At 70.4% G+C, this 25,778-nt stretch carries 25 protein-coding genes; 7 read left to right on the plus strand and 18 right to left on the minus strand.

Features of this window, described 5'->3' with window-relative positions:
* Positions 1-41: 41 nt before the first annotated feature.
* The 9 genes from gatB to OIC96_RS14345 form a co-directional block, all read right to left on the minus strand.
* Entirely contained in the window at positions 42-1,556 is a 1,515-nt protein-coding gene (gene gatB, locus OIC96_RS14305) for an Asp-tRNA(Asn)/Glu-tRNA(Gln) amidotransferase subunit GatB (RefSeq protein WP_330307471.1), read from the minus strand.
* Between the two features lie 16 nt (positions 1,557-1,572).
* Positions 1,573-1,815, minus strand: coding sequence for a hypothetical protein (locus OIC96_RS14310; protein WP_330307470.1), 243 nt, complete (start codon positions 1,813-1,815; stop codon positions 1,573-1,575).
* Positions 1,812-3,317 carry an Asp-tRNA(Asn)/Glu-tRNA(Gln) amidotransferase subunit GatA gene (gene gatA / locus OIC96_RS14315; protein ID WP_330307469.1) on the minus strand — a complete coding sequence of 502 codons (1,506 nt, stop codon included), beginning with the start codon at positions 3,315-3,317 and terminating at the stop codon, positions 1,812-1,814. The genes OIC96_RS14310 and gatA overlap by 4 nt, the downstream gene beginning before the upstream one ends.
* Before the next feature lie 5 nt (positions 3,318-3,322).
* Positions 3,323-3,619, minus strand: a complete 297-nt coding sequence (gene gatC, locus OIC96_RS14320) for an Asp-tRNA(Asn)/Glu-tRNA(Gln) amidotransferase subunit GatC (protein WP_015036350.1) — start codon at positions 3,617-3,619, stop codon at positions 3,323-3,325.
* A gap of 448 nt (positions 3,620-4,067) precedes the next feature.
* On the minus strand, positions 4,068-6,317 hold the full coding sequence (locus OIC96_RS14325; RefSeq protein ID WP_330307468.1) for a putative bifunctional diguanylate cyclase/phosphodiesterase: 2,250 nt from the start codon (positions 6,315-6,317) through the stop codon (positions 4,068-4,070).
* Between the two features lie 261 nt (positions 6,318-6,578).
* Positions 6,579-8,783: an NAD-dependent DNA ligase LigA gene (gene ligA, locus OIC96_RS14330; RefSeq protein WP_330307467.1), complete on the minus strand. Its 2,205-nt coding sequence runs from the start codon at positions 8,781-8,783 to the stop codon at positions 6,579-6,581.
* Between the two features lie 15 nt (positions 8,784-8,798).
* Positions 8,799-9,806 carry a methionine synthase gene (locus OIC96_RS14335; RefSeq protein ID WP_330307466.1) on the minus strand — a complete coding sequence of 336 codons (1,008 nt, stop codon included), beginning with the start codon at positions 9,804-9,806 and terminating at the stop codon, positions 8,799-8,801.
* Positions 9,807-9,973: 167 nt separating this feature from the next.
* Entirely contained in the window at positions 9,974-10,672 is a 699-nt protein-coding gene (locus tag OIC96_RS14340; RefSeq protein ID WP_330307465.1) for an SDR family oxidoreductase, read from the minus strand.
* Positions 10,673-10,679: 7 nt separating this feature from the next.
* Positions 10,680-11,219, minus strand: a complete 540-nt coding sequence (locus tag OIC96_RS14345; RefSeq protein ID WP_330307464.1) for a TIGR00730 family Rossman fold protein — start codon at positions 11,217-11,219, stop codon at positions 10,680-10,682.
* Positions 11,220-11,269: 50 nt separating this feature from the next.
* Between OIC96_RS14345 and OIC96_RS14350 the strand changes: the two genes are divergently transcribed.
* Together OIC96_RS14350 and OIC96_RS14355 are read left to right on the plus strand one after the other, a co-directional pair.
* The gene (locus OIC96_RS14350; protein WP_330307463.1) at positions 11,270-11,593 is read left to right on the plus strand and encodes a DUF427 domain-containing protein; all 324 of its coding nucleotides are present in this window, start codon (positions 11,270-11,272) and stop codon (positions 11,591-11,593) included.
* Between the two features lie 38 nt (positions 11,594-11,631).
* Positions 11,632-12,426: an alpha/beta fold hydrolase gene (locus OIC96_RS14355; protein WP_330307462.1), complete on the plus strand. Its 795-nt coding sequence runs from the start codon at positions 11,632-11,634 to the stop codon at positions 12,424-12,426.
* 51 nt (positions 12,427-12,477) lie between these two features.
* Here OIC96_RS14355 and mnmA read toward each other — a convergent pair whose 3' ends face one another.
* Positions 12,478-13,599 (minus strand): tRNA 2-thiouridine(34) synthase MnmA, encoded by a 1,122-nt coding sequence (gene mnmA, locus OIC96_RS14360; RefSeq protein ID WP_330307461.1) that lies wholly within the window; start codon positions 13,597-13,599, stop codon positions 12,478-12,480.
* 60 nt (positions 13,600-13,659) lie between these two features.
* Between mnmA and OIC96_RS14365 the strand changes: the two genes are divergently transcribed.
* On the plus strand, positions 13,660-14,364 hold the full coding sequence (locus OIC96_RS14365) for an N-acetylmuramoyl-L-alanine amidase (RefSeq protein WP_330307460.1): 705 nt from the start codon (positions 13,660-13,662) through the stop codon (positions 14,362-14,364).
* Between the two features lie 259 nt (positions 14,365-14,623).
* Complete coding sequence (locus OIC96_RS14370) at positions 14,624-16,207, plus strand: multicopper oxidase family protein (RefSeq protein ID WP_330307459.1); 1,584 nt, start codon at positions 14,624-14,626, stop codon at positions 16,205-16,207.
* A 281-nt stretch (positions 16,208-16,488) separates the two neighbouring features.
* On the opposite strand, the gene OIC96_RS14375 is transcribed toward OIC96_RS14370, so the two are convergent.
* From OIC96_RS14375 to OIC96_RS14385, 3 genes are all read right to left on the minus strand, one after another.
* Positions 16,489-17,658, minus strand: a complete 1,170-nt coding sequence (locus OIC96_RS14375; RefSeq protein ID WP_330307458.1) for a cysteine desulfurase family protein — start codon at positions 17,656-17,658, stop codon at positions 16,489-16,491.
* Between the two features lie 89 nt (positions 17,659-17,747).
* On the minus strand, positions 17,748-18,056 hold the full coding sequence (locus tag OIC96_RS14380) for a DUF4190 domain-containing protein (protein WP_330307457.1): 309 nt from the start codon (positions 18,054-18,056) through the stop codon (positions 17,748-17,750).
* Between the two features lie 50 nt (positions 18,057-18,106).
* A complete protein-coding gene (locus OIC96_RS14385) occupies positions 18,107-18,274 on the minus strand; it encodes a hypothetical protein (RefSeq protein ID WP_330307456.1) in 168 nt (55 codons plus the stop codon).
* Between the two features lie 184 nt (positions 18,275-18,458).
* Between OIC96_RS14385 and OIC96_RS14390 the strand changes: the two genes are divergently transcribed.
* Positions 18,459-19,085, plus strand: coding sequence for a TetR family transcriptional regulator (locus OIC96_RS14390; protein WP_327431896.1), 627 nt, complete (start codon positions 18,459-18,461; stop codon positions 19,083-19,085).
* Positions 19,086-19,217: 132 nt separating this feature from the next.
* Here OIC96_RS14390 and OIC96_RS14395 read toward each other — a convergent pair whose 3' ends face one another.
* Both OIC96_RS14395 and OIC96_RS14400 read right to left on the minus strand, forming a co-directional pair.
* Complete coding sequence (locus OIC96_RS14395) at positions 19,218-19,580, minus strand: hypothetical protein (RefSeq protein ID WP_330307455.1); 363 nt, start codon at positions 19,578-19,580, stop codon at positions 19,218-19,220.
* A gap of 135 nt (positions 19,581-19,715) precedes the next feature.
* A complete protein-coding gene (locus OIC96_RS14400) occupies positions 19,716-20,678 on the minus strand; it encodes a helix-turn-helix transcriptional regulator (protein WP_330307454.1) in 963 nt (320 codons plus the stop codon).
* Between the two features lie 104 nt (positions 20,679-20,782).
* Here OIC96_RS14400 and OIC96_RS14405 point away from each other — a divergent pair, with 104 nt between their 5' ends.
* A complete protein-coding gene (locus OIC96_RS14405) occupies positions 20,783-21,370 on the plus strand; it encodes a TIGR03086 family metal-binding protein (protein WP_330307453.1) in 588 nt (195 codons plus the stop codon).
* On the opposite strand, the gene OIC96_RS14410 is transcribed toward OIC96_RS14405, so the two are convergent.
* On the minus strand, positions 21,363-22,223 hold the full coding sequence (locus tag OIC96_RS14410) for a thioesterase family protein (protein WP_330307452.1): 861 nt from the start codon (positions 22,221-22,223) through the stop codon (positions 21,363-21,365). The genes OIC96_RS14405 and OIC96_RS14410 overlap by 8 nt on opposite strands.
* 154 nt (positions 22,224-22,377) lie before the next feature.
* On the opposite strand from OIC96_RS14410, the gene OIC96_RS14415 reads away from it, so the two are divergent.
* Positions 22,378-23,616 carry an alpha/beta hydrolase gene (locus tag OIC96_RS14415; RefSeq protein WP_330307451.1) on the plus strand — a complete coding sequence of 413 codons (1,239 nt, stop codon included), beginning with the start codon at positions 22,378-22,380 and terminating at the stop codon, positions 23,614-23,616.
* Here OIC96_RS14415 and OIC96_RS14420 read toward each other — a convergent pair.
* Entirely contained in the window at positions 23,594-24,259 is a 666-nt protein-coding gene (locus tag OIC96_RS14420) for a trimeric intracellular cation channel family protein (protein ID WP_330307450.1), read from the minus strand. The genes OIC96_RS14415 and OIC96_RS14420 overlap by 23 nt on opposite strands.
* 90 nt (positions 24,260-24,349) lie before the next feature.
* Positions 24,350-25,741: a M1 family metallopeptidase gene (locus OIC96_RS14425; protein WP_330307449.1), complete on the minus strand. Its 1,392-nt coding sequence runs from the start codon at positions 25,739-25,741 to the stop codon at positions 24,350-24,352.
* Positions 25,742-25,778: the final 37 nt, after the last annotated feature.

Consider the following 25,778-nt stretch of genomic DNA (forward strand, 5'->3'; position numbering starts at 1 on the left):
GCAACCGATGTATCCCCCTAAGGAGTAGGAAAACCCTGACCTCAGCCCTCGCTGACGCCCAGCTTCTCCAGGATGAGCTCCTTGACGCGGGCCGCGTCGGCCTGGCCCCGGGTGGCCTTCATGACCGCACCGACGAGCGCGCCGACGGCCTGGACCTTGCCGCCGCGGATCTTGTCGGCGATGCCGGGGTTGCCGGCGATGGCCTCGTCGACGGCGGCGGTCAGCGCGCCCTCGTCCGAGACGACCTTCAGACCGCGCTTCTCGACGACCTCGTCCGGGGTGCCTTCTCCCGCGAGAACGGCTTCGATGACCTGGCGGGCCAGCTTGTCGTTCAGATCGCCGGAGGTGACGAGCTCGGCGACCCGGGCGACCTGCGCCGCGGTGATCGGCAGGTCCTCCAGGGCCTTGCCCGACTCGTTGGCGCTGCGGGCCAGTTCGCCCATCCACCACTTGCGGGCGGACGCGGCGTCCGCGCCGGCCTCGATCGTGGCGACGATCGGGTCGATGGCACCGGCGTTGAGGATCGACTGCATGTCGTGGGCATTGACGCCCCACTCCTCGCGCAGCCGGTTGCGGCGGGCCAGCGGCTGCTCGGGCAGACCGGCGCGCAGCTCCTCGACCCACTCACGGGACGGGGCGACGGGGACCAGGTCGGGCTCCGGGAAGTACCGGTAGTCCTCGGCCTCCTCCTTCACGCGGCCCGAGGTCGTGGACCCGGTGTCCTCGTGGAAGTGGCGGGTCTCCTGGATGATCGTGCCGCCGGAGTCCAGCACCGCGGCGTGGCGCTGGATCTCGTAGCGGGCCGCACGCTCCACGGAACGCAGCGAGTTGACGTTCTTCGTCTCGGAGCGCGTGCCGAACTTCTCGCGGCCGTGCGGACGCAGCGACAGGTTCACGTCGCAGCGCATCTGGCCCTGCTCCATGCGGGCCTCGGAGACACCGAGCGCCTTGATGAGCTCGCGCAGCTCGGCGACGTACGCCTTGGCGACCTCGGGAGCACGCTCGCCCGCGCCCTCGATCGGCTTGGTTACGATCTCGATGAGCGGGATGCCCGCGCGGTTGTAGTCGAGCAGCGAGTGGGACGCGCCGTGGATACGGCCGGTGGCGCCGCCGACGTGCAGCGACTTACCGGTGTCCTCCTCCATGTGGGCGCGCTCGATCTCCACGCGGAAGACCTCGCCGTCCTCCAGCTGTACGTCGAGGTAGCCGTTGAAGGCGATCGGCTCGTCGTACTGGGAGGTCTGGAAGTTCTTCGGCATGTCCGGATAGAAGTAGTTCTTCCGGGCGAAGCGGCACCACTCGGCGATCTCGCAGTGCAGCGCGAGACCGATCTTGATGGCGGACTCGATGCCGATCGCGTTGACGACGGGGAGTGCGCCGGGCATGCCGAGGCAGGTCGGGCAGGTCTGCGAGTTGGGCTCGGCGCCCAGCTCGGTCGAACACCCGCAGAACATCTTGGTCCTGGTGCCGAGTTCGACGTGGACTTCGAGGCCCATGACGGGGTCGTACGACGCCAGCGCGTCCTCGTACGACACCAGGTCGGTCGTGGTGGTCACGGTGAAAACTTCCCTCTCAGCCCAGCAGGACGTCGTCGTCGCCCAACCGCTTCAGCTCGCGGTAGAGGATGGCGAGGCCGGTGACGATGGCGGCGGCGGACACGGCCGCGTCGATGAGGCGCAGCGTGTCGTGCTCGAAGCGGGCCTTCTTGACCTGCTTGGCAACGCTGACGGCCCCGAACGCGGTGGTCGCGATGGACAGGTACGTACCGGACTTGGACTTCTTGAAGCCCTTGGCCTTGGACAGTGCCTTACTCACAACGACGGAGCCTCCTCGAGCAGCGGGTGCCCCCACTTTTCCACGAAGGCGGCCTCGACGGCGGCGCCGACCTTGTACAGCCGGTCGTCCTTCAGCGCCGGGGCGATGATCTGCAGACCGACCGGGAGGTTGTCCTCCGGCGCGAGACCGCAGGGCAGCGACATGGCGGAGTTGCCGGCCAGGTTGGTGGGGATGGTGCACAGGTCCGCGAGGTACATCGCCATCGGGTCGTCGGCGCGCTCGCCGATCGGGAAGGCGGTGGTCGGGGTGGTCGGCGAGACGATGACGTCGACCTTCTCGAACGACTTCTCGAAGTCGCGCGTGATGAGCGTACGGACCTTCTGCGCCGAGCCGTAGTACGCGTCGTAGTAGCCGGAGCTGAGCGCGTACGTGCCGAGCATGATGCGGCGCTTGACCTCGGGGCCGAAGCCCTCCTCACGGGTGAGGGCGGTGACGTCCTCGGCGGAGCGGGTGCCGTCGTCGCCGGTACGCAGGCCGTAGCGCAGGCCGTCGAAGCGGGCGAGGTTGCTCGAACACTCGGACGGGGCGATCAGGTAGTACGCGGAGAGCGCCAGGTCGAAGGACGGGCAGTCCAGCTCGACGATCTCGGCACCGAGGTCCTTGAGCAGCGCGACCGACTCGTCGAAGCGCTGGAGCACACCGGCCTGGTAGCCCTCGCCGCGGAACTGCTTGACGACGCCGACGCGCATGCCCGTCACGCTGCCGTTGCGGGCGGCCTCGACGACCGGCGGGACCGGGGCGTCGATGGAGGTCGAGTCGAGCGGGTCGTGCCCGGCGATGACCTCGTGCAGGAGGGCCGCGTCCAGGACCGTACGGGCGCAGGGGCCGCCCTGGTCGAGGGAGGACGAGAACGCCACCATGCCGAAACGGGAGACCGCGCCGTACGTCGGCTTGACGCCGACCGTGCCGGTGACGGACGCGGGCTGGCGGATGGAGCCGCCCGTGTCGGTGCCGATCGCGAGGGGTGCCTGGAAGGAGGCGAGGGCCGCGCTCGATCCGCCACCGGAACCGCCGGGGATCTTCGTCAGGTCCCAGGGGTTGCCGGTCGGCCCGTACGCGCTGTTCTCGGTGGATGACCCCATGGCGAACTCGTCCATGTTGGTCTTGCCGAGGATGACGACGTCGGCGGCCTTCAGCTTCTTGGTGAGGGTCGCGTCGTACGGCGGGATCCAGCCTTCGAGGATCTTGGAACCGACGGTGGTCGGGATCCCCTCGGTGGTGAAGATGTCCTTGAGCGCGAGAGGCACACCGGCGAGCGGGCCGAGCTTCTCGCCCTTGGCGCGCTTCGCGTCGACGGCACGGGCCTGGGCGAGGGCGCCCTCACGGTCGACGTGCAGGAAGGCGTGCACCTTCTCGTCGACGGCCTCGATCCGGGCGAGGTGGGCCTCGGTGACCTCGACGGCGGTGAGCTCGCCGGCGGCGATCTTGCCGGCGATCTCGGCCGCGGTGAGCTTGATGATGTTGACGTTGGTGTCCGTCATGGTGATTAGTCCTCCCCCAGGATCTGCGGCACCTTGAAACGCTGCTGCTCCTGGGCCGGGGCGCCGGAGAGCGCCTGCTCGGGGGTGAGCGACGGACGGACCTCGTCCGCGCGCATGACGTTCGTCAGCGGCAGCGGATGAGAGGTCGGCGGTACGTCTTGGTCGGCGACCTCGCTGACGCGGGCGACCGCGCCGATGATGTCGTCGAGCTGGCCTGCGAAGTGGTCGAGCTCTTCGCCCTTCAGCTCCAGACGCGCCAGCCGTGCGAGGTGGGCGACCTCCTCGCGCGTGATGCCAGGCATGCAGCGATCCTCTGGGGTGAGTGTGTGTGGTTTGGGCCCAATCCTATGGCGCCGGGGGTGGTGCCTGCGCCCGGGTTTCATCCGGGGGGTCTCCCACCCGCGCACCGCCCGTGACACTCCGCTGCCAAGGTGCGGGTCTCCTGCGGGGGTTCATCACCGTCGGCGGCTCTCCATAGGGGGCCACACCACCGTCCGAACCTGCGGGCCGGTGGGGGCTGGCCGCGCAGTTCCCCGCGCCCCTGAAGGGGCGCGGCCGCCCCTCACGGGCGCGAACGCCTACGGGGCACTACCGCTGACGAGGGCAGGAAGCCGACGAGGTGCGGACGCCGGCGGTGAGGAACCCCCGCGGGAGAGCTTGACTTGTCTGGTGACCGTCATGGGCGGTGCGCGGGTGGGAGAACAGGCCGGAACCCCCACGCACCCGCGGCCGACAACGAACCGTCGAGAGTTACTCCGCGGCCGGCAAGGCGGCCCGCGGCCGCTGCCACCCCCGGGACCCACGGGCCAGCAGCCACGCCGTGGCCTCCTCGGGCGGCATCGCGGCGGCGACCAGCCACCCCTGCACAGCGTCACACCCCAGGTCCCGCAACCGCTCCCACGTCTCGTCGTCCTCGACACCCTCCGCGACGACCAGCAGCCCCAGCGAGTGCGCGAGATCGACGGTGCAGCGCACGATCTCCGCGTCCTCGTTGTCCACGGCGAGCCGCGCGACGAACGACCGGTCGATCTTCAGCTCGCTCACCGGCAGCCGGCGAAGGTGCACCAGCGACGAGTACCCCGTACCGAAGTCGTCCAGCGACATCTTCACCCCGTGCCCGGTCAGCCCGGCCAGGGTGTCCGCGGCCCGCTGCGGGTCCTCCAGGAGTACGTGTTCCGTTATCTCCAGCTGCAACGACCCCGCGGGGACCCCGTGCCGGGCGAGACGGGCGGCGACCGCTCCGGCGAACCCGGGCGTGTGGACGTCCCGCGGCGAGACATTGACGGCCACCGGCACGTACAGGCCCTGCGCCCGCCAGCGCGCGACCTGTCCGAGCGCCGTCTCCAGCACGTACTCGGTGAGGTGCGGCATCAGCCCGGACGACTCGGCGATGGCGATGAACTCGTCCGGCGGTACCTTCCCGCGCTCGGGATGCACCCAGCGGACCAGTGCCTCGAGTCCGGCCACCTGTCCGTCGAAGCGGACCTTCGGCTGGTAGTGCAGTTCGACGTCGCCGGCGTCGAGGGCCCGGCGCAGGTCGCCGAGCAGACCGAGCCGGTCCGGGGTGTTGGAGTCCCGCTTGGACTCGTACACCTCCACCCCCGTACGGTCCCGCTTCGCCTGGTACATCGCCACGTCCGCCCGCCGCAGCAGCCCCTCCGCGTCCAGCGCGTGGTCGGGGAAGACGGCGAGCCCGGCGCTGGCCTCCAGGACGAGGGTGAGCCCGTCGAGGTCGAGCGGCGAGCCGAGCGCGGCGACGAGATTGCGGGCGACCCGTGTGGCCGACGTCGTGGAGTCGGCGACCGGCAGTAACACGGCGAACTCGTCGCCGCCGAGCCGCGCGGCCTCCGCCCCGCGCGGCAGCGCCAGCCGCAGCCGGTCGGCTATCTGAAGGAGCAGCCGGTCTCCGGCGAGATGCCCCAACGTGTCGTTCACCGAACGGAATCGGTCCATATCTATCAGCATCAGGGCAGAACGCGCGCCGATGCGCTCGGCATCGTCCAGAGCCGTCCATGTGCGTTCCAGCAGCCACTGCCGGTTGGGCAGCCCGGTCAGCGGATCGCGCAGCTGCTCCTCCGCCCGAGCGCGGGCGATCCACAGCGTGGAGTCGAGGGCGATCAGCGGGATCGAGAACAGCGGCAGCAGTATGGGCTGCGCGATGGCGACCACACAGATCAGTGGCGCGATACCGAGCAGCGCGACCGCGACGAGCCCCTGCCTGACCAGCGCCGTACGGGCGACGGTGGGCAGACCGCCGGTGCGCGGCGCGTGCAGGTACCAGAGCAGGCCGCGGGTGACCGCGAGATACGCGGCGGCGACCAGCGCCACCTCCGGCGCGGCGGAGAGCGTCCAGGTCTCCGGGTTCCAGGGCGTCTCGACGGTGGGGAACCGCCCGAACACGGCGAGGACCAGCGCTCCGGCGCCGATGCCGAGGATGTCGGCCGCGCCGTGCAGCAGGCCTTGGCGCCAGCGGTTGCGGCGCGCGATGCCGACCAGGACGACGACGGTCAGGCTGACCATGCCGGCGGGCACCCAGCCGTACAGCAGCAGGACCGAGAGGGTGAGCGCCGCGCCGGAGCCGGTGCCGCCCCACCAGCGGGCCCGGCCGAGGGCGACCAGGTGGCCGACGATGATGCCGGTCAGCACGGCCAGCGACCAGCCGACGGCGCCCGACGGGAAGAGCGCGTGGTCGCCGCTGAACGCCCGGTAGAAGCCGGCGCCCAGAACGAACCCGGCCACCGCGACGACCGCCGCGGGCAGCGCGGGCAGCGCGGGCCAGGACATGTGCCGTTCGGCGTCGTGGCCGGTCGGTCCGGTGGCACGCTCCGCGGTGAGCCTGCCGACGCCGGGAGCGGTGGGTGCCATGAGGGGTGCGGAGCCCGGTCCGCCCGTGCCGGGGTGTTCCGGAGACCGCACCGTCCGCAGGCCGGCCAGCCACGTGCCGGTCATCCGGCGCAGGCGCAGGCGTGAGTCAGGGGCGGCGCTCTCGGTCGGTTCCATTCCCGTCCCTCTCACAGCCGGCGGTGCCCACGCCACGCGGTCCGTTGCCGGCGACAACCGCCAACGGCGCCGCGTCTGAAAAGCCTTTCCCCAGACTCTTCAAGAGCAGGGGATGCCCCAGCCGCAGCTGGGCACGGCAGGCGCACACCTCAACAGTAGGCCGCAGAAGGCTTCCACGGGCAGCGGTCGTCGACGGTTGCCCGAATGCGACCCGGCCACCCGTATGCATCTGATATGCGCCGAACGGGTGACCTTCAACCGCTACTCCTCGATCGGGAGCGCGACTTCCGCTGCCGCGTCCGGCCCTTGTTCGAGCAGGACGGCGAAGCCCTCCTCGTTCAGAACCGGCACCTTCAACTGCATTGCCTTGTCGTACTTCGAACCAGGATTGTCGCCCACCACAACGAAAGCTGTCTTCTTCGAAACAGAACCGGTCACTTTCGCTCCCCGGCTCTGCAGGGCCTCTTTCGCGCCATCCCGCGTGTGGTGTTCGAGCGTGCCAGTGACGACAACGGTGAGCCCTTCGAGCGGACGCGGCCCCTCATCCTCACCGGAGCCCTCATCCTGCATACGAACGCCGGCGGCCCGCCACTTACGGATGATCTCGCCGTGCCAGTCCTCGGCGAACCATTCCTTCAGGGCTTTCGCGACGATCCCGCCCACGCCGTCGACCGCGGTCAACTCCTCCTCCGTGGCCTGCTCGATGCGGTCGATGGAGCGGAACTCGCGGGCCAGCGCCTCCGCCGCGACCGGCCCGACATGACGGATCGACAGACCCGTCAGGATGCGGGCGAGCGGGCGGTCCTTGGCGGCCGCGATGGTGTCCAGCATCGCAAGCGCGTTCTTCTTCGGCTCGCCCTGCTGGTTGGCGAAGACCGTGGCGATCTTCTCCTCGCCGGTCTTCGGGTCGCGCTTGGGCAGGCCGCTGTCCTGGTCGAGGACGTACGCCTTGATGGGCAGCAGCCGCTCGATGGTGAGGTCGAAGAGGTCGCCCTCGTCCACCAGCGGCGGCTCGGCCGGCTCCAGCGGCTTGGTGAGGGCCGCGGCCGCCACGTACCCGAAGTGGTCGATGTCCAGCGCCTTGCGGCCCGCGAGGTAGAAGAGCCGCTCACGCAGCTGGGCCGGACACGTCCTCGCGTTCGGGCAGCGCAGGTCGATGTCGCCCTCCTTCATCGGCCGCAGCGCCGTACCGCACTCGGGGCACTCGGCGGGCATCACGAACTCCCGCTCGGTGCCGTCGCGCAGGTCGACGACCGGGCCGAGGATCTCCGGGATGACGTCACCGGCCTTGCGCAGCACGACCGTGTCGCCGATGAGGACGCCCTTGGCCTTCACCACGTCCTGGTTGTGCAGGGTGGCGAACTCGACCTCCGAGCCGGCGACCGTGACCGGTTCGACCTGCGCGTACGGCGTGACGCGGCCCGTACGTCCCACGCCGACGCGGATGTTGATCAGCTTGGTGTTGACCTCCTCGGGCGCGTACTTCCAGGCGATCGCCCAGCGGGGCGCGCGCGAGGTGGAGCCGAGCCGTCCCTGGAGGGGGATTTCGTCGAGCTTGACGACCACACCGTCGATCTCGTGCTCCACGGAGTGACGGTTCTCCCCGTAGTACGCGATGAACTCCCGTACGCCGTCGAGGTCGTCGACCACCCTGGCGTACTGCGTGGTCGGCAGGCCCCACTCGCTCAGCAGGTCGTAGGCCTGGGAGAGGCGGTCGATGTCGAAGCCCTCGCGGGCGCCGATGCCGTGCACGACCATGTGCAGCGGGCGGGTGGCGGTGACGCGCGGGTTCTTCTGGCGCAGCGAACCCGCCGCCGCGTTGCGCGGGTTAGAGAAGGGCTTGTCGCCGGCCTCCAGGAGGCGGGCGTTGAGCTCCTCGAACTTCTCCATCGGGAAGTAGACCTCGCCGCGGATCTCCACGAGGTCCGGGATGCGGTCGCCCTTCAGGCGGTCCGGAATCTCCGCGATCGTACGGACATTGGGGGTGATGTCCTCGCCCGTGCGGCCGTCGCCGCGGGTCGCCGCGCGGGTGAGGCGGCCGTGCTCGTAGGTGAGGTTGACCGCGAGGCCGTCGACCTTCAGCTCGCACAGGAAGTGGTAGTCGGAGGTGCCCACGTCCTTGGCGACGCGCTCGGCCCAGGTGGCGAGCTGCTCGTCGGTGAACGCGTTGTCGAGGGAGAGCATGCGCTCGCGGTGCTGGACGGAGGTGAACTCCGTCTCGTACGCCCCGGCCACCTTCTGGGTCGGCGAGTCGGGGGTGCGCAGCTCGGGGTGCTCCTCCTCGATCGCTTCGAGGGAACGCAGCAGCTTGTCGAACTCCGCGTCGCTGACGACGGGAGCGTCGTTCACGTAGTACCGGAAGCGGTGCTCCTCGATCTGCTCAGCGAGCTGCGCGTGCTTCTGCCGTGCCTCGGCGGGTACGGATTGCGAAGCTGAGGCGGTCTCTGCGTGCTTTTCGCCGGCCACCGTGTTGTCCTCCCGTTACTCAGGGTTGTCCGCGAGGGATCTCGCCGCCCGGACGCAGTGGGCGAGTGCCTTGCGCGCGAAGTCGGGAGAAGCCCCCGCGAACCCGCACGACGGAGTGACCGTGACCGCCTCCGCGAGAAGGTCCGGTCGCAGCCCCAGCCTGCGCCACAGCGTCCTGACACCCATGACGCTACCGGCAGGGTCTGACAACGGGCCGTCCACGCTGGGGACGACACCTGCGAAGAGCCGCGTACCGCCTTCCACGGCCTCCCCGATCGCGTCGTCGTCACGCTCGGTGAGGAGTGAGAAGTCGAACGAGATCGCCGCGGCGCCCGCCCGGCGCAGGAGGGCGAACGGTACGTCCGGTGCGCACGAGTGGACCACGACCGGGCCGCCGTCGTGAACCCCGATGACGTCGCGGAGCGTGGCTTCGACGACCTGCCGGTCCACTGCACGGTGAGTCCGGTAGCCGCTGGCTGACTTGACCTGCCCGCGCAGTACAGCGATGAGGGAGGGCTCGTCGAGCTGGAGGACGACCTGCGCACCGGGGACGCGCCGCTGGACCTCGTCGAGATGCAGGCGCAGTCCCTCGGCGAGCGATCCGGCGAGGTCCCTGCACGCGCCCGCGTCGGCCAGGGCCACCTCGCCGTTCCTCAACTCCAGCGCGGCGGCGAGGGTCCACGGACCGACGGCCTGCACCTTGAGCGGACCCTCGTATCCCTGCGTGAACTCCTCCAGCGCGTCGAGGTCTTCGCCGAGCCACGACCTGGCCCGCCTGGTGTCCCGCCCCGGCCGGTCCCCGAGCCGCCAGCCGCTGGGCTCCACGCGCGCGTACAGCTCGACCAGCATCCCGGCGGTCCGCCCGATCATGTCGGCGCCGGGTCCCCGCGCGGGCAGCTCCGCAAGGAACGGGAAGTCCTCGCAGGACCCCACGACCGTCTTGGCGGCCTCCCGCGCGTCACCACCGGGCATGGATCCGACGCCGGTGGCGGAACCGAACCTGAACTCGCTGTCTTCGCTCACCCCCGAAGCCTACGGAACCCTCCGGGGGTGGGGCCGACTTAGGGGCACCCTCCGTTGTCGGGTGCTCGGCGTCGGCGTGGGCGCCCCCCTGGGGGCTGCGCCCCCAGACCCCCCTTCGGCCTGAACGGCCTCGTCCTCAAACGCCGGACGGGCTGGTGGTGGCCCCGTCACCTGCCCGGTCGCACCGTCAGATCGTTGACCTCCGCGTCCCGCGGCAGATCGAGGGCCATCAGGATCGTGGTCGCCACCGACTCCGGGTCGATCCACTTCGAGGCGTCGTACTGCTTGCCCTCCTGCTGATGGACCTTGGCCTGCATGGGGCTGGCGGTGCGGCCGGGGTAGACGGAGGTGACGCGGACGCCGTTCGCGTGTTCCTCGTGGCGCAGGGAGTCCGCGAGGGCCTTCAGGCCGTGCTTGGAAGCCGCGTACGCGGACCAGTCGGCGTGGGCGTTGAGGCCGGCGCCGGAGTTGACGAAGAGCACGTGGCCCTGGGCGAGGCGGAGTTGGGGCAGGAAGTGGCGGGTCAGCTCGGCGGGGGCGATCAGGTTGACGTTGAGCTGGTGGCGCCAGGCCTTGGGGGTCAGCCCGCCGACCGGGCCCAGGTCGACCACGCCCGCGATGTGCAGGAGGGAGTCGATCCGGTCGGGCAGCGACTGGTGCGAGAACGCCCAGGAGAGCTTGTCGGGGTCCGCCAGGTCGCCGACCAGGGTCCTCGCTCCGGGGAACTCGGCCGCCAGTTCCTTGGCGCGGCCGGCGTCGCGCGCGTGCAGCACGAGTTCGTCCCCGCGCGCGTGGAGGCGGCGGGCGACGGCCGCGCCGATGCCGGAGCCCGCCCCGGTGATCAGATGTGTAGCCATGCCCGCCATGCTCGCATCACCGGGTGCCGTGGCTCTCCTCCAGGTAGGTCAGCGCGCCCACCGGCTCCTCCGCGAAGAACACCAGGTCGGCGAGCGGGCACGGCAGGAAACCCTCGTCCTCCATGCGCCGGAACTGCTCCTTCAGGCCGTCGTAGAAGCCTGCCGTGTTGAGCAGCACCACCGGCTTGTCCGTCTTCCCGTGCTTCTTCAGCTCCAGGATCTCGGTCGCCTCGTCGAGCGTCCCGGTTCCACCGACCATGACTACCACCGCGTCGGCCTTCTCCAGGAGCAGCGCCTTGCGCTCGGCGAGGTCCCGGGCGATCACCATCTCGTCGGCACCCGCCCGCGCCTTGGCCGCGAGGAAGTCCACGGAAACGCCCAGGAGCCGTCCGCCGGCCTCCTGTACGCCGTCGGCGACCACCTTCATCAGCCCGACGTCGGAACCGCCCCAGACGAGCGTGTGCCCGCCCTTCCCGATCAGCTTCGCGAACTCCCGCGCGGGACGCGTGTAGCGGTCGTCGAGGTCGGCGGCGGAGAGGAAGACGCAGATATTCATGCCGCCACCGTACGCGGGAAGAACCAGGGCCCCGCGAGCGCTTTTCAGGTATGGCTGAAGGACACACGATCACCATCGAGCAGAGCACTGAGCACATACGCGTGGTGCACGGCGGCCAGGTCCTGGCGGAGAGCGACCGCCCCCTGGTGCTGCGCGAGACCGGCTGTCCCGTGCGCTACTACCTCCCGGCCGAGGACGTCCGTCTGGACCTGCTGACGCCCTCCGACACCCACACCCACTGCCCCTTCAAGGGCACCGCGTCCTACTGGTCGCTCCCGGACGCGGCCGACCTGGTCTGGTCGTACCCCGACCCCAAGCCCGACGTATCCCCGATCAAGGACCACCTCTGCTTCTACGAAGTAGAAGTGCGGTGAGCCGATGAGTTCCGGGTCCGCCGGCGGTCTCCACCGGCATGGACAAGAAGACCATCTCGCGCGACGGCACCCCCATCGCGTACGAACGCTACGGTGACGGCCCGGCGGTCGTCCTGGTCGGCGGCGCCATGTGCACGGGCGCCACACTGGCGCCCCTGGCGTCGGCCCTCTCCGACCGCTTCGGCGCCCTCACGTACGACCGCCGGGGCCGCGGCGACAGCGGCGACACCGCTCCCTTCGCGGTGGCCCGCGAGGTCGAGGACATCGCGGCCCTGATCGAGGCGTCCGGGGGCAGCGCGGCGCTCTACGGCATCTCGTCGGGCGGCGCGCTGGTCCTGGAGGCGGCGGCCAGTGGGCTGCCGGTCGGCGGGGTCGCCGTCTACGAGACGCCGTTCGCCGTGTACGAGGGCGGCGGCAAGGAGCGCCGGGAGTACACGGAGCGGCTGACCGAGCTCCTGGGCCAGGACCGGCACGGAGACGCCGTCGAGCTGTTCATGGCGCTCGCCGGCGCTCCCCCGGAGATGATCGCGGGCGCCCGCCGGTCCCCCGCGTGGCCCGGCATGGAGGCGATCGCGCCCACGCTGGCGTACGACAACGCGGCGATGGGCGACGGCCTGGTGCCCCGCGACCGTCTGGCCTCGCTCACCGTGCCCGTACTGACCGTCGCCGGCGGCGCGAGCCCCGAGTGGATGCGCGAGGCGGCCCGGACCGTCGCGGACACGGCGCCCGACGGGACGTATCGCACGCTGGACGGCCAGACCCACATGGTGGACCCCCAGGTACTGGCCCCCCTCCTGACGGAGTTCTTCTCGGGGGCCGCTCAGGGCGGCTAGAGGGCGCTGCGCGCCGGTCTCCGCCTGCCGGCCAGCCGGCGGCGGGGCCGGTCAGACGGTGGCCGTCGCGCGCGTGGTCGTCGCGATCGTCGCCGAGCCCACCACGCGCGTGCCGTCGTACAGGACGATCGCCTGGCCGGGCGCGACCCCGCGGACCGGCTCGGTGAACGCGACCTCCAGCCCGCCGTTGACGAGTTCGGCGGTGACCGTCGTCTCGCCGCCGTGGGCGCGGAGCTGGGCGGTGTACGTGCCCGGACCGGTCGGGGCGGCGCCGCACCAGCGGGGCTTGATGGCCGTCAGTCCGTTCACGTCGAGGGACGCCGCCGGGCCCACCGTCACCGTGTTGTTCACCGGCGAGATGTCCAGGACGTAGCGCGGCTTGCCGTCGTCGGCCGGGGTGCCGATGCGCAGGCCCTTGCGCTGGCCGATGGTGAAGCCGAACGCGCCCTCGTGGGTGCCCAGCTTCGCGCCGGACTCGTCGACGATGTCGCCCTCGGACTTGCCGAGGCGGTTCGCGAGGAAGCCCTGGGTGTCGCCGTCGGCGATGAAGCAGATGTCGTGCGAGTCGGGCTTCTTGGCGACGGCCAGGCCCCGGCGCTCGGCCTCGGCGCGGATCTCTTCCTTCGTGGTGACCGTGTCGCCGAGCGGGAACAGCGCGTGGGCGAGCTGGCGGTCGTCGAGGACCCCGAGGACGTACGACTGGTCCTTGGCCATGTCGGACGCGCGGTGCAGCTCGCGCGTGCCGTCGTCGTTCACGATCACCTTGGCGTAGTGGCCCGTGCAGACCGCGTCGAAGCCGAGCGCGAGCGCCTTGTCGAGCAGGGCCGCGAACTTGATCTTCTCGTTGCAGCGCAGGCACGGATTCGGGGTGCGCCCGGCCTCGTACTCGGCGATGAAGTCCTCGACCACGTCCTCGCGGAAGCGCTCGGCGAGGTCCCACACGTAGAAGGGGATGCCGATGACGTCCGCCGCGCGGCGGGCGTCGCGCGAGTCCTCGATGGTGCAACAGCCGCGCGCGCCGGTCCGGAACGACTGCGGGTTCGCCGAGAGGGCGAGGTGTACGCCGGTCACGTCGTGGCCTGCTTCCGCCGCGCGGGCGGCGGCTACGGCGGAGTCGACTCCGCCCGACATGGCGGCGAGAACGCGGAGGGGGCGCTGCGAGGTGTCAGTCATAACCCCTCCAGGGTACGGGGCGCCGGGAACCGGATCCCGCGAGTATCCGTTGAAGATCCCATGGGGGAGAAAAAGGGGAAGCAGGGGAAGCCACGGAGCGGCAAGGGCAAGGCCGGCGCCAAGGACGCGGACCGGCGGGTGGGTCGCCGGACGCTGCTCATCGGCGGTGCGGCGGCGGCCCTGGGCACGGCCGCCCTGGCGCGGGACAAACTGGGCCACCTGTGGTGGAGGCTGCCGGGCGTGGAGAAGCCCCGGGTGGCGGGTGCGGTCGACTTCCGGGGCGCCCAGTGGGTGGCGGCGTCCGCGGCGAACTGGCGGCGCGCGGACCGGCCCGACGACTACGGCATAGACCGAGTGATCATCCATGTCACCCAGGGCAGCTTCAGGAGCGCGGTGAAGGTCTTCCAGGACCCGGGGCACGGCGCCGCCGCCCACTACGTCATCCGCAAGGACGGGCACATCACGCAGATGATCCGCGAGCTGGACGTGGCGTTCCACGCGGGGAACCGGGAGTACAACGAACGGAGCGTCGGCATCGAGCACGAGGGCTTCGTGGAGCGCGCCTCGTCGTTCACGGACGCGATGTATGCCGCCTCCGCGCGGCTCACCGCCGAGATATGCGGACGGTACGGCATCCCCCTCGACCGGAAGCACATCATCGGGCATGTGGAGGTGCCGGGCACGGACCACACCGATCCCGGGCGCTACTGGGACTGGGACCGGTACATGCGGCTCGTGCGGGAGGCGAAAACCGCTTCCGCCTAGCGGTACGACGAGGACGGGCACATCACGTCAGCAGGAGACCCTGTGACACAGATCACATGTTCTCAATATCGTGAACAGTTCGTGAGAGCCTCCCGCCCGATCCGCCCCTCACCCCACACGTGACCTGCGGCACGCCAACTTGGCTTTTTTTCAAGGGAGTTGGCGGCCACGGCCATCCACGGCGCATCCATAGCCTCCCCGGCTCGCTCCTAACTTCGCCTCAGTCTTTACATAGCCCTTAGGCCAAGGCTCCACGGCCATGACCCACACCACAGATCCCGCCTCCGGCGCGGGACAGCAGAACAAGGGCACCCACGCGAGAAGCGGCCGGGGCGACAAGGGCGAACGGCACCGCAAGAGCAGCGAGACCAAGGGCCGGGGCGGCAAGGGCCTGCACCGGCGGAAGTTCCTCGGCGGAATGGCCGGGGCCGGACTGGGGGCCGTCGGCGCGGCGGGAGCGGCCTTCTCCCTGCTGACCGGCGGCAACAGCAACAAGGCCGCCGCCGCGGACGGCACCCTGACCATCCCGGACCTGCTGGAGGGCACCACGTCCGACAGCACCACCACCTACACCCTGGAGGCGCAGACCGGCACCAGCGAGGTGATCAGCGGCGTCAGCAGCACGACGGCCGGCTACAACCAGTCGTTCCTCGGCCCCACCATGAAGTGGACCAGCGGCGACACGGTCCTGCTGAACATCACCAACTCCCTGGGCGACGACACCACCGTCCACTTCCACGGCGCCCACATCCCGCCCAAGATGGACGGCGGTCCGCAGAACGCCTTCGCCGACGGCGTGACCTGGTCCCCCACCTTCGAGGTCAAGGACGAGGCCAAGACCCTCTGGTACCACCCGCACGCCCTGGGCACCACGGCCGAGCAGGTCGTGCACGGACTGGCCGGGATGATCATCGTCGAGGACGACTCGGACACCTCGGCCGCGCTGCCGAGCGAGTACGGCGTCGACGACATCCCGATCATCCTGCAGTGTCTGGCGTCCGACAGCAGCGGCGACATCAAGTACGACGTCACGGGCTATCTCAGCTCCGGCCTCAGCTATCCGGTGCTGTGCAACGGCACCAACGTCGACTCGACCACCCTCGGCTTCACCGCCACCAAGACCCGCACCCGGTTCCGCGTCCTCAACGCCTCGCCGGCCGACATCATGACCGTCCAGCGCGGCGACGGCGGCACGCTCACCCAGATCGCCACCGACCAGGGCTACCTCACCGAGGCCACCGAGGTGACCACCATCCGGCTGGTGGCGGGCGCCCGCGCCGAGTTCGTCCTCGACCTCGAGGAAGCGGTCACGCTTCAGGCCGTCGTCACCACCGGCTGGATCCGCGGCGGAAGCGGCACATACGACTTCCTGACCGTGACCCCGGACGCCTCCGACACACCCGACGACCTGCCGAGCACGCTCAACACCATCACCCGGTACGACACGAGCGACTTCACCGCGCGCACGATCACCCTCGGCCAGGGCACCGGCGGCGCCATGACGATCAACGGCTCCGTGGGCACCAGCATGTCCTCGATGGCGATGATCAGCACCACGCTGGACGCAGAGGAGGTCTGGACGATCAGCAACGGTACGCAGCTGGAGCACTCCTTCCATCTGCACGACGTGCCGTTCCAGCTGATCGAGATCAACGGTGAGGAGCCCACCGGCGTCGACCTCGGCTGGTTCGACACCTTCGAGGTGGTCGGCGGCGGCTCCATCAAGATCGCGATGAAGTTCACCGACTTCACCGACGACACGTACATGTACATGCTCCACTGCCATCTGCTCCAGCACGAGGACGAGGGCATGATGGCCGCCCTCATGGTGACGGACAGCTAGCTGGTGGCGGACGACTAGAGGGTGACGGACGGACGGCCCGGCCTCACGGGACGGCTGCCGCCGGCAGTGGAAGTGCCGGCGGCAGCCGCGTCGAGGGCGGCGCCGGTGGTCAGCAGGCACCCTTGAACACGTCCACTCGTCCGGCTTCAACGAGGTCACAGCCCGCAGTGTGCACCAACGGGCATCCACTGTCGACAGTTGGGGCATCTATTCAAAGGGGAACCCCAGATTAGGGCAGAGTGTCGACACTAGACCCTCGACCGCCAGAGGAACCTGCGACGCTACGTCAGTCCCGCGGTGCGCGCCCGCTCCACCGCCGGGCCGATCGCCTTGGCCACCGCCTCGACGTCCGCCTCCGTGGAGGTGTGACCGAGGGAGAAGCGGAGGGTGCCGCGGGCGAGGTCGGGGTCGGTGCCGGTGGCGAGGAGGACGTGGCTGGGCTGGGCCACGCCCGCCGTGCACGCGGAGCCCGTGGAGCACTCGATGCCCTGGGCGTCCAGCAGGAGCAGCAGGGAGTCGCCCTCGCAGCCCGGGAACGTGAAGTGGGCGTTGGCGGGCAGGCGGCCCGCACCGGCCGGGTCGCCGCCGAGGATCGCGTCGGGCACGGCCTTGCGCACGGCCGCGACCAGGTCGTCGCGCAGGGCGCCGATCTCACGAGCGAACCACTCGCGCTGCTCGGCGGCGAGACGACCCGCGACCGCGAAGGAGGCGATGGCCGGGACGTCGAGCGTGCCGGAGCGGACATGGCGCTCCTGGCCACCGCCGTGCAGGACGGGTACGGGGCTGTACTCGCGGCCGAGGAGCAGCGCGCCGATGCCGTACGGGCCGCCGATCTTGTGGCCCGAGACGGTCATCGCGGCGAGCCCCGAGGCGGCGAAGTCGACGGGGACCTGGCCGAAGGCCTGGACGGCGTCGGCGTGCAGCGGGATGCCGGACTCGGCGGCGACGTCGGCCAGTTCACGGACCGGCATGAGCGTGCCGATCTCGTTGTTGGCCCACATGACCGTGGCGAGGGCGACGTCGTCGGGGTTGCGGGCGATGGCCTCGCGCAGGGCGTCCGGGTGGACGCGGCCGCAGGAGTCGACGGGCAAGTACTCGACGGTGGCGCGCTCGTGTTCGCCGAGCCAGTGCACGGCGTCGAGGACGGCGTGGTGCTCGACGGGGCTCGCGAGGACGCGGGTGCGGGCCGGATCGGCGTCTCTGCGGGACCAGTACAGGCCCTTCACCGCGAGGTTGTCGGCCTCGGTGCCGCCGGAGGTGAAGACCACCTCGCTGGGGCGTGCGCCGAGGGCGTCCGCGAGGGTTTCGCGGGCCTCCTCGACCGTCCGCCTGGCCCGGCGGCCGGCGGCGTGGAGGGAGGAGGCGTTGCCCGTGATGCTCAGCTGGGCGGTCAGTGCCTCTACCGCCTCGGGGAGCATGGGGGTGGTCGCGGCGTGGTCGAGGTAAGCCATGGTGGGCCCGATTCTACGGGCCCCCGCTCCGCGGCCTCGGCTCCGGCCCTCAGCCCCGTCCGTTCCAGGACACCACGCTGCCGAAAGTCCTAGAAGTTCCAGGACATCGTCGAGTCGAACTGCATGAACGCGACCAGCACCAGCAGGTCGGCGATGCCCAGGCCGAGGCCCAGGAAGGCACGGCCGCGGCGGGCGGTGCCGCGCCAGAGGGCGACGGAGGCCAGGGCGATGGCGATGGGGCCCAGGAAGACGTTGAGGACGAGCAGGCCGACGAGGCCGAGGATGAAGGCGGCGACGGCCATGCCGTCGGCGTCCCGCACGGCGGCCCGGCGAGCGGGGGTGGCAGTGGCGGTGACGGGCGCGGTGGCGGGGGCGGGGGTGGTGGCGGTGAGTTCCATGAGGTGGGTCAGCTCCCAACGGTCGGTTGGTGGACGTGGGGCACGAGCGGTCAGTTGGCGGAGGTGTGGCGCCGGCGGGCGTTGCGCTCGCGGACCGCGAAGACGGCGAGCCAGATGCCGATGACGGCGGCGGCGACGAGGGTGACGGGCAGCGGCGCGTGGGCCACGGAGCCCATGACGACACCCAGCAGGAGGAGGGCGGCGACGAGGAACAGCATGAGATGCCTCTCGAAGAAGTCTCGAAGTCCCGTCCCCGGGATCCATGACCTCGACAGTGAGGCCCGATTGTTTCGGGGACTTGACGACTCAGTGAACGGTTGTAGTAACAGTTGTTCACTGACTCTTGAGTCTAGCGCGTCTCCCGGCTTTCCAATTACAGAGAACAGTTGTTAACTGCATGGCATGAGTCACACTCTCGGCATCCGACAGGCCCAGAAGCAGAAGACCCGACAGGCGCTCCTGGACGCGGCGTTGGGACTCCTGGAGGAGCAGAGCCTGAGCAGCCTGGGTCTGCGCGAGGTCACCCGCGCCGTCGGTGTCGCCCCGACCGCCTTCTACCGGCACTTCCGCTCGACGGCGGATCTCGGCGTGGCGCTCGTCGAGGAGGCGCTCGGCAGCCTGCACCCGATGATCGAGGACACGGTGTCCGCGGCCGGGGACAGCGACGAACGCATCGCGCGCGCCGTCGACCTGATCGCCCGCCATGTCGCGACTTACCCGGCGCACGTCCGCTTCATCGCGCGCGAGCGGCACGGCGGTGTCCAGCCGGTGCGGGCGGCGATCAGGGAGCAACTGGCCCGGTTCGCCGAGGAGGTGAAGGTCGCGCTGGCCGAACACCCCGAGTCGGCGGGGTGGAGCGACGACGATCTGCTGATGCTCGCGGGCCTGTACGTCGACCACATGCTGATGGCGGCCTCGGCGTTCCTGGAGGCGCTGGAGGGGTCCGACCAGGAGCGGGAGCGGGTGGCCTGCGTGACGAGCCGCCAGATGCGGCTGATCAGCATCGGCCGCCACAACTGGCTGGGATGACTCAACTGGCTGGGGTGACTCAACCCGCCGGGATGACTCAACCGGCCGGAATGACACGCGTGGGCGGCGCGCCCGTTCACCGAGCGCGCCGCCCACCCGCGTACGACCATCGTCCGCGTACGACGTCCTGGATCAGCCCTGCTGCTGCGGCTGACCGCTCTGCTGGCCGCCGCCGGGGCCGCCGCCACAGCCGCCCTGGCCGCCGCCCATGCCACCGCCGCCGGGGCCGCCGCTCGGCATGCCCGAGGGGTTGCCGGAAGGGGCCTTCCCGGTGGGCATGTTCGACGGGGTGCCGGACTGCGACGGCATCCCGGACGGCGCACCGCTGGGGCGCCCGGACGGGCCCCCGCTCGGCATTCCGGACGGCTGCTGACAGTTCTGGCTGGAGTTGCCGCTGTTCGAGGACGACGACGAGTCGTCCGAGCCGCAGGCCGCCAGCAGGGGCGACAGCGCCAGCAGGGCGACGACGGGGACAAGTCGTGCACGACGGTTCATGAGGGTAACTCCCAGTCAAGTCACGGAGCCGGTTTATGAAGACCGGATGAGCGGGGGGCCAGAGCACCAGATCCACGTAGGGCCACGCTGTGCCGTAGCTGTGGCTAGCTGTGGATCAACGGCCCCCGCCGGACCTCAACCGTCCCCGTACAGAGCGCTGATGGCGGCGGCCGTCCCCGCCAGCTCCTCCCGCACCTCCGCCGGCGCGAGGACCTCCACCGCGTCCCCGAAGGCCAGCAGGGTGCGGGCTTCGGGGATGAAGCCGTACGACAGACGGGCGAGGACCCACTCGCCCGTGCCGTCGTCCTCGGGCAACTCCGAGAGGGCGGCGGCGTTGAGGCGCAGGAACATGTCGAGGCGGGAGCGCTGTACCCGAACTGTGACATCGAGGCCGCCCGGGCGCTCCTCCACCTGGCGCCGCAACACCTCCCAGGCGTCGCCGAGTTCGACGCCCGGACGCCGCCGCACCGGGTCCGGCAGCAGGGTGGCCGTACGCACCCGGTCGGCGCGGAAGAGCTGCGGCTTGCCGCGCCGGTCGGCCACCAGATACCAGACGCCGGCCTTGGAGACGAGCCCGTACGGGTCGACGGTGTACGTGCGCGGCTCGGCGTCCCCGCTGTGCCGGTAGCGCAGCCGCAGCCGGCGGTCGGTGAAGACGGCGTCCTGCAACACGTCCAGGTCGACGGCCCGTTGTGGCCCGCCCTTCCAGCGCGTCGCGTCGACCAGGACGCGGCGGCTGGTGACCTCGGCGGCCGGCCGGTGCGGCGCGGGCAGCGCGGCCATCACCTTGCGCAGGGCCGAGCCGAGGGCCGCGTCCAGGCCGAGCGCGGCGTGCGCGCCCTGCGCGGCCAGGATGAACAGCGCGCGGGACTCGTCGGCCGTCAGCCCCGTGACGTCCGTACGGAATCCGGCGAGCAGCTCGATGCCGCCGTGCCGCCCGCGCTCGGCGTAGACCGGGACGCCGGAGGCGGACAGGGCCTCGACGTCCCGGTAGATGGTGCGCACCGACACCTCCAGGCGGTCGGCGAGTTCGTGGGCGGGGACGCGGCCACGGGTTTGCAGGAGCAGCAGGATCGAGAGCAGGCGGTCGGACTTCACGACCCCAGGATCGCGCCCGCCGAAAGTCCCGCGCAAATGTTGACGGAAACTGTCAGGTTATGCGGCGAATCTAGGGGCACACCGACACACGGAAGAGGTCAGCCATGAACGCCATGGACCCCCGCCCCTTGTACGCCCGCGCCACCGAGCAGATCGCCGCGCTGGTCGAGACCGTACGGCCGGAGCAGCTCGCCGGTCCCACTCCCTGCACCGAGTACGACGTACGGACCCTGCTGTCGCACATGGTCGGGGGCACCCTGCGGATCGCCGTGACCGGTGAGGGCGGCGACGGACTCGCCGTGCACCCCTTCGCGGAGGGCGTCGGGGACGACGGCTGGCCGGCCGCGTACGACGGCGTCCGGACCCGGGTGCTGAAGGCCTGGGCGGACGACGCCCGGCTGGACGCCCCGGTGATGGTGCCGTGGGGCGAGGCACCCGGCCGCAACGCTCTCGCCGGGTATGTGATGGAGCACGTCACCCACACCTGGGACCTCTCCGAGGCGCTCGGCCGGCCGCTCGAACTCGACCCCGAACTCGCCGGGTTCGCACTCGCCATCGCCCAGCGCGTACTTCCCGAAGGAGAGCGCGAGGACGACGCGGAGCTGCCGTTCGGCTCGGTGGTGCCGGCCCCCGAAGGAGCCGACGCCTACGGACAGCTGGCGGCCTATCTCGGCCGGCGGCCGCTCAGCTGAGGCGGGCGCGCGCGAGCTGCCGGGACTGCGCGACCAGCCGGTCCTCGCTGTCCCACACCTCGGCGTCCTCCTCCAGGAAGCCGCCGGCGAGGTTGCGGGTGGTGATCGACACCCGCAGCGGGCCGGGCGCCGGACGGGAGCGCACATGCACCGTCAGCTCGACGGTCGGCACCCAGCCGGACAGGCCGATCTCGAAGGCGGTCGGCGGCAGCGCGTCGACCGCGAGGAGCAGCGAGAGGGGGTCGGCGTCGCGGCCGTCGGCGAGTCCGAACCAGGACCGCATCTCGCCCTTCCCGGACGGCGCGCCGAGCGCCCAGCCCAGCGTCGCCGGGTCGAGCTTGAGGAACAGCCGGTCGGCGATCGCCGAGCTGCCGGGAACGGGAGCGGGTGCGTCCTGCGGGCCGAAGCACTGGTCCATCGGCGGGATCGCGGGCGGTTTCGCCGTCGTACGGACGTCGTCGGGCAGGGTGTCGAGATCGCCGTACGAGGCGAGGACGCGGATCCGCTCGACCTCGCGGCCTTCGTCGTCGTACTGGAACAGGGAGGCCTGGCCGGTCGACAGGGTCCGGCCGGTGCGGACGACGTCCGTGCGGACGACCGCGGGGCCCGGCTGGGACGCGGTCAGGTAGTGCGCGGAGATCGTGAACGGATCGCTGTGCGGCAGGGCGTCCGCGAGGGCGCGGCCCAGGACGGCCAGCAGATAGCCGCCGTTGACGGCGTTGATGATCGTCCACCCGGCTGAGAGGTCGATGTCGTAGACACCGGGTTCGCGCAGGGTGACCGCGGTGTCCCGGTCGAACTCGCTGTCGCCGATCGTGGCCCGTACGGCCTGTACCGAAGCTGCTTCTGGCATACGTGAACGGTACAACAGGAGATTACTAAGCGGTAGCTTTGACTGTTTCGGCCAGATGACATCTCCCAGTAGCCCAGGTGAGGACTCGGCAATTTCCTGGTAAGTGTCCGTTATGACCCGTGACCAATCGCCCTCGTCTCGCCTCTGAACTGACATGAGCCTCACCGGGACGCCGTTCCTCTTCACCGCGATCGCGGTGTTCGCCCTCGCCCTCGTCCTGCCCCTGGCCCTCTGGTCCCGAGTCCGCGGGCCCGCGCCCGTGCGCAGTGCCGCCCGGCTGCTGATGCTGCTGTTCGCCCAGGGCACCGCGATCACCCTCGTCTTCGTCCTCGTCAACAACGCCAACAGCCTGTACGACAACTGGGCGGACCTCCTCGGCACGGGCGACCACGTCCAGCGGGCCGCCGACCTCGGCAAGGACGGCACCGGCGGGATCGCGCTCAAACAGCTGCCGAAGGTCCGGCAGACGTTCACCCAGGCGGACGGTCCCGGTATGCACCAGGCGGGCGGGGTGCGCGTCACCCAGCTCAAGGGCCGGGTGTCGGGGGTGAACGCGGAGGTCTATGTCTGGCTGCCGCCGCAGTACCACGAAGCCGCCTACCGCCACCGGAAGTTCCCCGTCGTGGAGCTGCTGCCGGGCTATCCCGGTTCGGCGAAGGCGTGGTTCGGTTCGCTGAAGGTGCACGAGCAACTGCTGCCGTTGATGAGCGACGGCGAGGTCGCGCCGTTCATCCTGGTCGCACCGCGCACCACGCTGCTGGCCCGGGTGGACACGGGCTGCGCGAACGTCCCGGGCACGGTGAACGCCGACAGCTGGCTCAGCGTCGACGTACCCAGGATGGTGACGGACAACTTCCGCGCCGAGGCCGCTCCGGACGGCTGGGCGACCGCCGGCTACTCGGCGGGGGCGCACTGCGCGACGAAGCTGGCCGTCGCGCATCCCGACCGCTACCGGGCGGCGGTGAGCCTGTCCGGCTACAACGACCCGATCGGCGAACGGAAGTCGCTCGCCGCGCGGAGCCCGGACTTGCGCCGGCAGAACAACCCCTATCTGCTGCTGCGCGGCTACCGCACCCCGCCCCGCCTGGCCCTCTACCTCTCCGGCGAGTCCGGCGACGGCTACCAGGCGGGCGCGGCGCTCCAGCAGATCGCCAGGCCGCCGACGACCGTGGACGTACTGCTGCTGCCGCGCAGCGCGGGCGGCCATGACATGGGGCTGTGGCGGCCGCAGATCCCGGAGGTGTTCCACTGGCTGACCCGGCAGATCGGCGGCAGCGCCGCCAAGGGAGCCGCGGGTTCCACCGGATCCACTCAATCCACCAGCACTACGGAATCCACCAGCACCAAAGGATTCACCCGTACTACGGGATCTACGGGGTCTCTTCCTCAGTGACCGTCGACCGGCGGTTCCACGCACGCGGCGCCCGCCAGTGGTACCGCATCGCGAGCAGCCTCAGGACGAAAGCGGTGACGACCGCGAGCCCGCTGGTGAACGGGGACAGCGCGTCGTAGCGGATGCACAGCACGACCATCGTGGCGCCCACCATCGCGGGCACCGCGTACAGGTCACGGTCCCAGCGCAGCAGCGAGGGCACCTCGTTGGCGAGGACGTCGCGCAGCACACCTCCGCCGACCGCCGTGACGAGACCGAGGGCGGCCGACTGGGGCAGGCCGAGACCGTACTCGTACGCCTTCATGGTGCCCGCGACAGAGAAGAGGCCGAGCCCGGCCGCGTCGAAGACGTTGACCCCCGCCTGGATCCGCTCCACGTGGGGGTGGAGGAAGAAGACCAGCAGAGCGGCGAGCAGCGGGGTGGTGAAGTAGCCGAGGTCGGTGAAGGCGGCCGGGGGCACGGCGCCGATCATCAGGTCCCGGAACAGCCCTCCGCCCAGCGCCGTGACCTCGGCGAGTACGGCGATGCCGAAGACGTCGAAGTTCTTGCGGACGGCCAGCAGCGCGCCGGAGATCGCGAAGACGAAGATCCCCACGAGGTCGAGCAGATGCTGGACGGAGGGGCCGAACAGTTCCTGAAGCACCCGTACATTCTCACCCGCCGACGGGCGTGAACCTTACAAAGCAAGGCCTACGGCAGGTGGTACGACCTACACGGTGGGCTGTCGGGTGGGCTACAGCGTCGGCTTGCCGGTCGTGTAGATCCAGGTCTGGAACAGGTCGTCGAGCTGCTGGCCGGAGATCTTCTCCGCGAGCTCGATGAACTGGGCCGTGTTGGCGTTGCCATACTTGTGCAGCTTCGTCCAGGCGGGCAGCAGCTTGAAGAAGGCGGTGTCGCCGATGCGTTCGCGCAGCATCTGAAGCGTCATCGCGCCGCGCTGATAGACCGCCGAGGCGAACATCGTGTCGCGCTGCGGGTCGGCGACGGTGATCTGCCAGAAGGGGGCGTCCGCGGGCCGCGCGTTGTAGCCGGCGACGAAGGAGTCGTGCGCCGAGCGGATGCCCTTGTGTTCGGACCAGAGCCACTGGGCGTAGGTCGCGAAGCCCTCGTTGAGCCAGATGTCCTTCCAGCGGTCCACCGAGACGGAGTCGCCGAACCACTGGTGGGCCAGTTCGTGCACGATGGTCGACTCCGAGCGTACGGCGGAGTACGCGGGCTTCGACTGGACCTCCAGCGAGAAACCGGCCTGCGGCATGTCGTCGACGATCGCGCCGGTCTCCTCGAAGGGGTACGGGCCGAAGACCTGCGACCAGTAGTCGGTGGCCTCGGCCGTGACGGCGTACACGTCGACGCTGTTGCTGTTCGCGAGCACCGGGTCGATGGCGACGTAGATGGGCGTCCCGGCGGGCGTCGTCCCGGTCTTCACGTCGAACGTGCCGATGGTCGCGGTCGCGAGATAGGTCGCCATGGGCTTGTTCTCGCGCCAGTGCGTGACGGTCTGGCCGTCCTTGTCGTACGTCGATATCAGGCGGCCGTTGGAGACGCCGGTCAGGCCCTTCGGCGCCTTGATCCGGATGTCGTACGTGGCCTTGTCGGACGGGTGGTCGCTGGACGGGAACCAGGTGGAGGCGGCGTTGGGCTCGCAGGCGACGAAGACGCCGTCGGGGGTCTTCATCCACCCGTAGTCGGAGCCGAAGATGATGGGGCCGCCGAGGGGTTCGGGCACACCGCCGTAGGTGACGGTCACGGTGAAGGTCCGGTCCTTCGACAGCGTGCCGCGCGGGGTGATGTGGATCTCGTCGCCGTCCCGCGTGAACTCGGCGCGTCTGCCGTTCACTTCGACCTTCGTGACGTCCAGCTTCTGGAGGTCCAGGTCGAAGGCGGAGAGGTTCTGGGTGGCGCGGGCCGTGATCGTCGTACGGCCGTCGAGGCGGTCGGTGTCCGGGTTGTACGTCACGTCGAGGTCGTAGTGGCGGGCGTCGAAGCCGCCGTTGCCGAGCTGCGGGAAGTACGGGTCTCCGACGCCGTCGGCGCCCGGGGTGGGGGCGGAGGAGGCTGCGATGACTAGGAAGGAGGCCGCCGCGGTAGCGAGGGCCCCTAAACGTGCCGAACGGGAGAGTGCCATGAGCGTCCCTTTCGTACGTGTACCGATCAATTTCGAT

The organism is Streptomyces sp. NBC_00775, from assembly GCF_036347135.1.
Classification (GTDB): domain Bacteria; phylum Actinomycetota; class Actinomycetes; order Streptomycetales; family Streptomycetaceae; genus Streptomyces; species Streptomyces lutosisoli.

Bases quoted from the DNA above. Each gene is read 5' to 3' on its own strand.
- gatA (WP_330307469.1), bottom strand. From the start codon at position 3,317: ATGACGGACACCAACGTCAACATCATCAAGCTCACCGCGGCCGAGATC.
- gatC (WP_015036350.1), bottom strand. From the start codon at position 3,619: ATGCCTGGCATCACGCGCGAGGAGGTCGCCCACCTCGCACGGCTGGCG.
- OIC96_RS14325 (WP_330307468.1), bottom strand. From the start codon at position 6,317: ATGGAACCGACCGAGAGCGCCGCCCCTGACTCACGCCTGCGCCTGCGC.
- OIC96_RS14340 (WP_330307465.1), bottom strand. From the start codon at position 10,672: ATGGCGGGCATGGCTACACATCTGATCACCGGGGCGGGCTCCGGCATC.
- OIC96_RS14345 (WP_330307464.1), bottom strand. From the start codon at position 11,219: ATGAATATCTGCGTCTTCCTCTCCGCCGCCGACCTCGACGACCGCTAC.
- OIC96_RS14350 (WP_330307463.1), top strand. From the start codon at position 11,270: ATGGCTGAAGGACACACGATCACCATCGAGCAGAGCACTGAGCACATA.
- OIC96_RS14355 (WP_330307462.1), top strand. From the start codon at position 11,632: ATGGACAAGAAGACCATCTCGCGCGACGGCACCCCCATCGCGTACGAA.
- mnmA (WP_330307461.1), bottom strand. From the start codon at position 13,599: ATGACTGACACCTCGCAGCGCCCCCTCCGCGTTCTCGCCGCCATGTCG.
- OIC96_RS14365 (WP_330307460.1), top strand. From the start codon at position 13,660: ATGGGGGAGAAAAAGGGGAAGCAGGGGAAGCCACGGAGCGGCAAGGGC.
- OIC96_RS14370 (WP_330307459.1), top strand. From the start codon at position 14,624: ATGACCCACACCACAGATCCCGCCTCCGGCGCGGGACAGCAGAACAAG.
- OIC96_RS14375 (WP_330307458.1), bottom strand. From the start codon at position 17,658: ATGGCTTACCTCGACCACGCCGCGACCACCCCCATGCTCCCCGAGGCG.
- OIC96_RS14380 (WP_330307457.1), bottom strand. From the start codon at position 18,056: ATGGAACTCACCGCCACCACCCCCGCCCCCGCCACCGCGCCCGTCACC.
- OIC96_RS14385 (WP_330307456.1), bottom strand. From the start codon at position 18,274: ATGCTGTTCCTCGTCGCCGCCCTCCTCCTGCTGGGTGTCGTCATGGGC.
- OIC96_RS14390 (WP_327431896.1), top strand. From the start codon at position 18,459: ATGAGTCACACTCTCGGCATCCGACAGGCCCAGAAGCAGAAGACCCGA.
- OIC96_RS14395 (WP_330307455.1), bottom strand. From the start codon at position 19,580: ATGAACCGTCGTGCACGACTTGTCCCCGTCGTCGCCCTGCTGGCGCTG.
- OIC96_RS14405 (WP_330307453.1), top strand. From the start codon at position 20,783: ATGAACGCCATGGACCCCCGCCCCTTGTACGCCCGCGCCACCGAGCAG.
- OIC96_RS14410 (WP_330307452.1), bottom strand. From the start codon at position 22,223: ATGCCAGAAGCAGCTTCGGTACAGGCCGTACGGGCCACGATCGGCGAC.
- OIC96_RS14415 (WP_330307451.1), top strand. From the start codon at position 22,378: ATGAGCCTCACCGGGACGCCGTTCCTCTTCACCGCGATCGCGGTGTTC.
- OIC96_RS14425 (WP_330307449.1), bottom strand. From the start codon at position 25,741: ATGGCACTCTCCCGTTCGGCACGTTTAGGGGCCCTCGCTACCGCGGCG.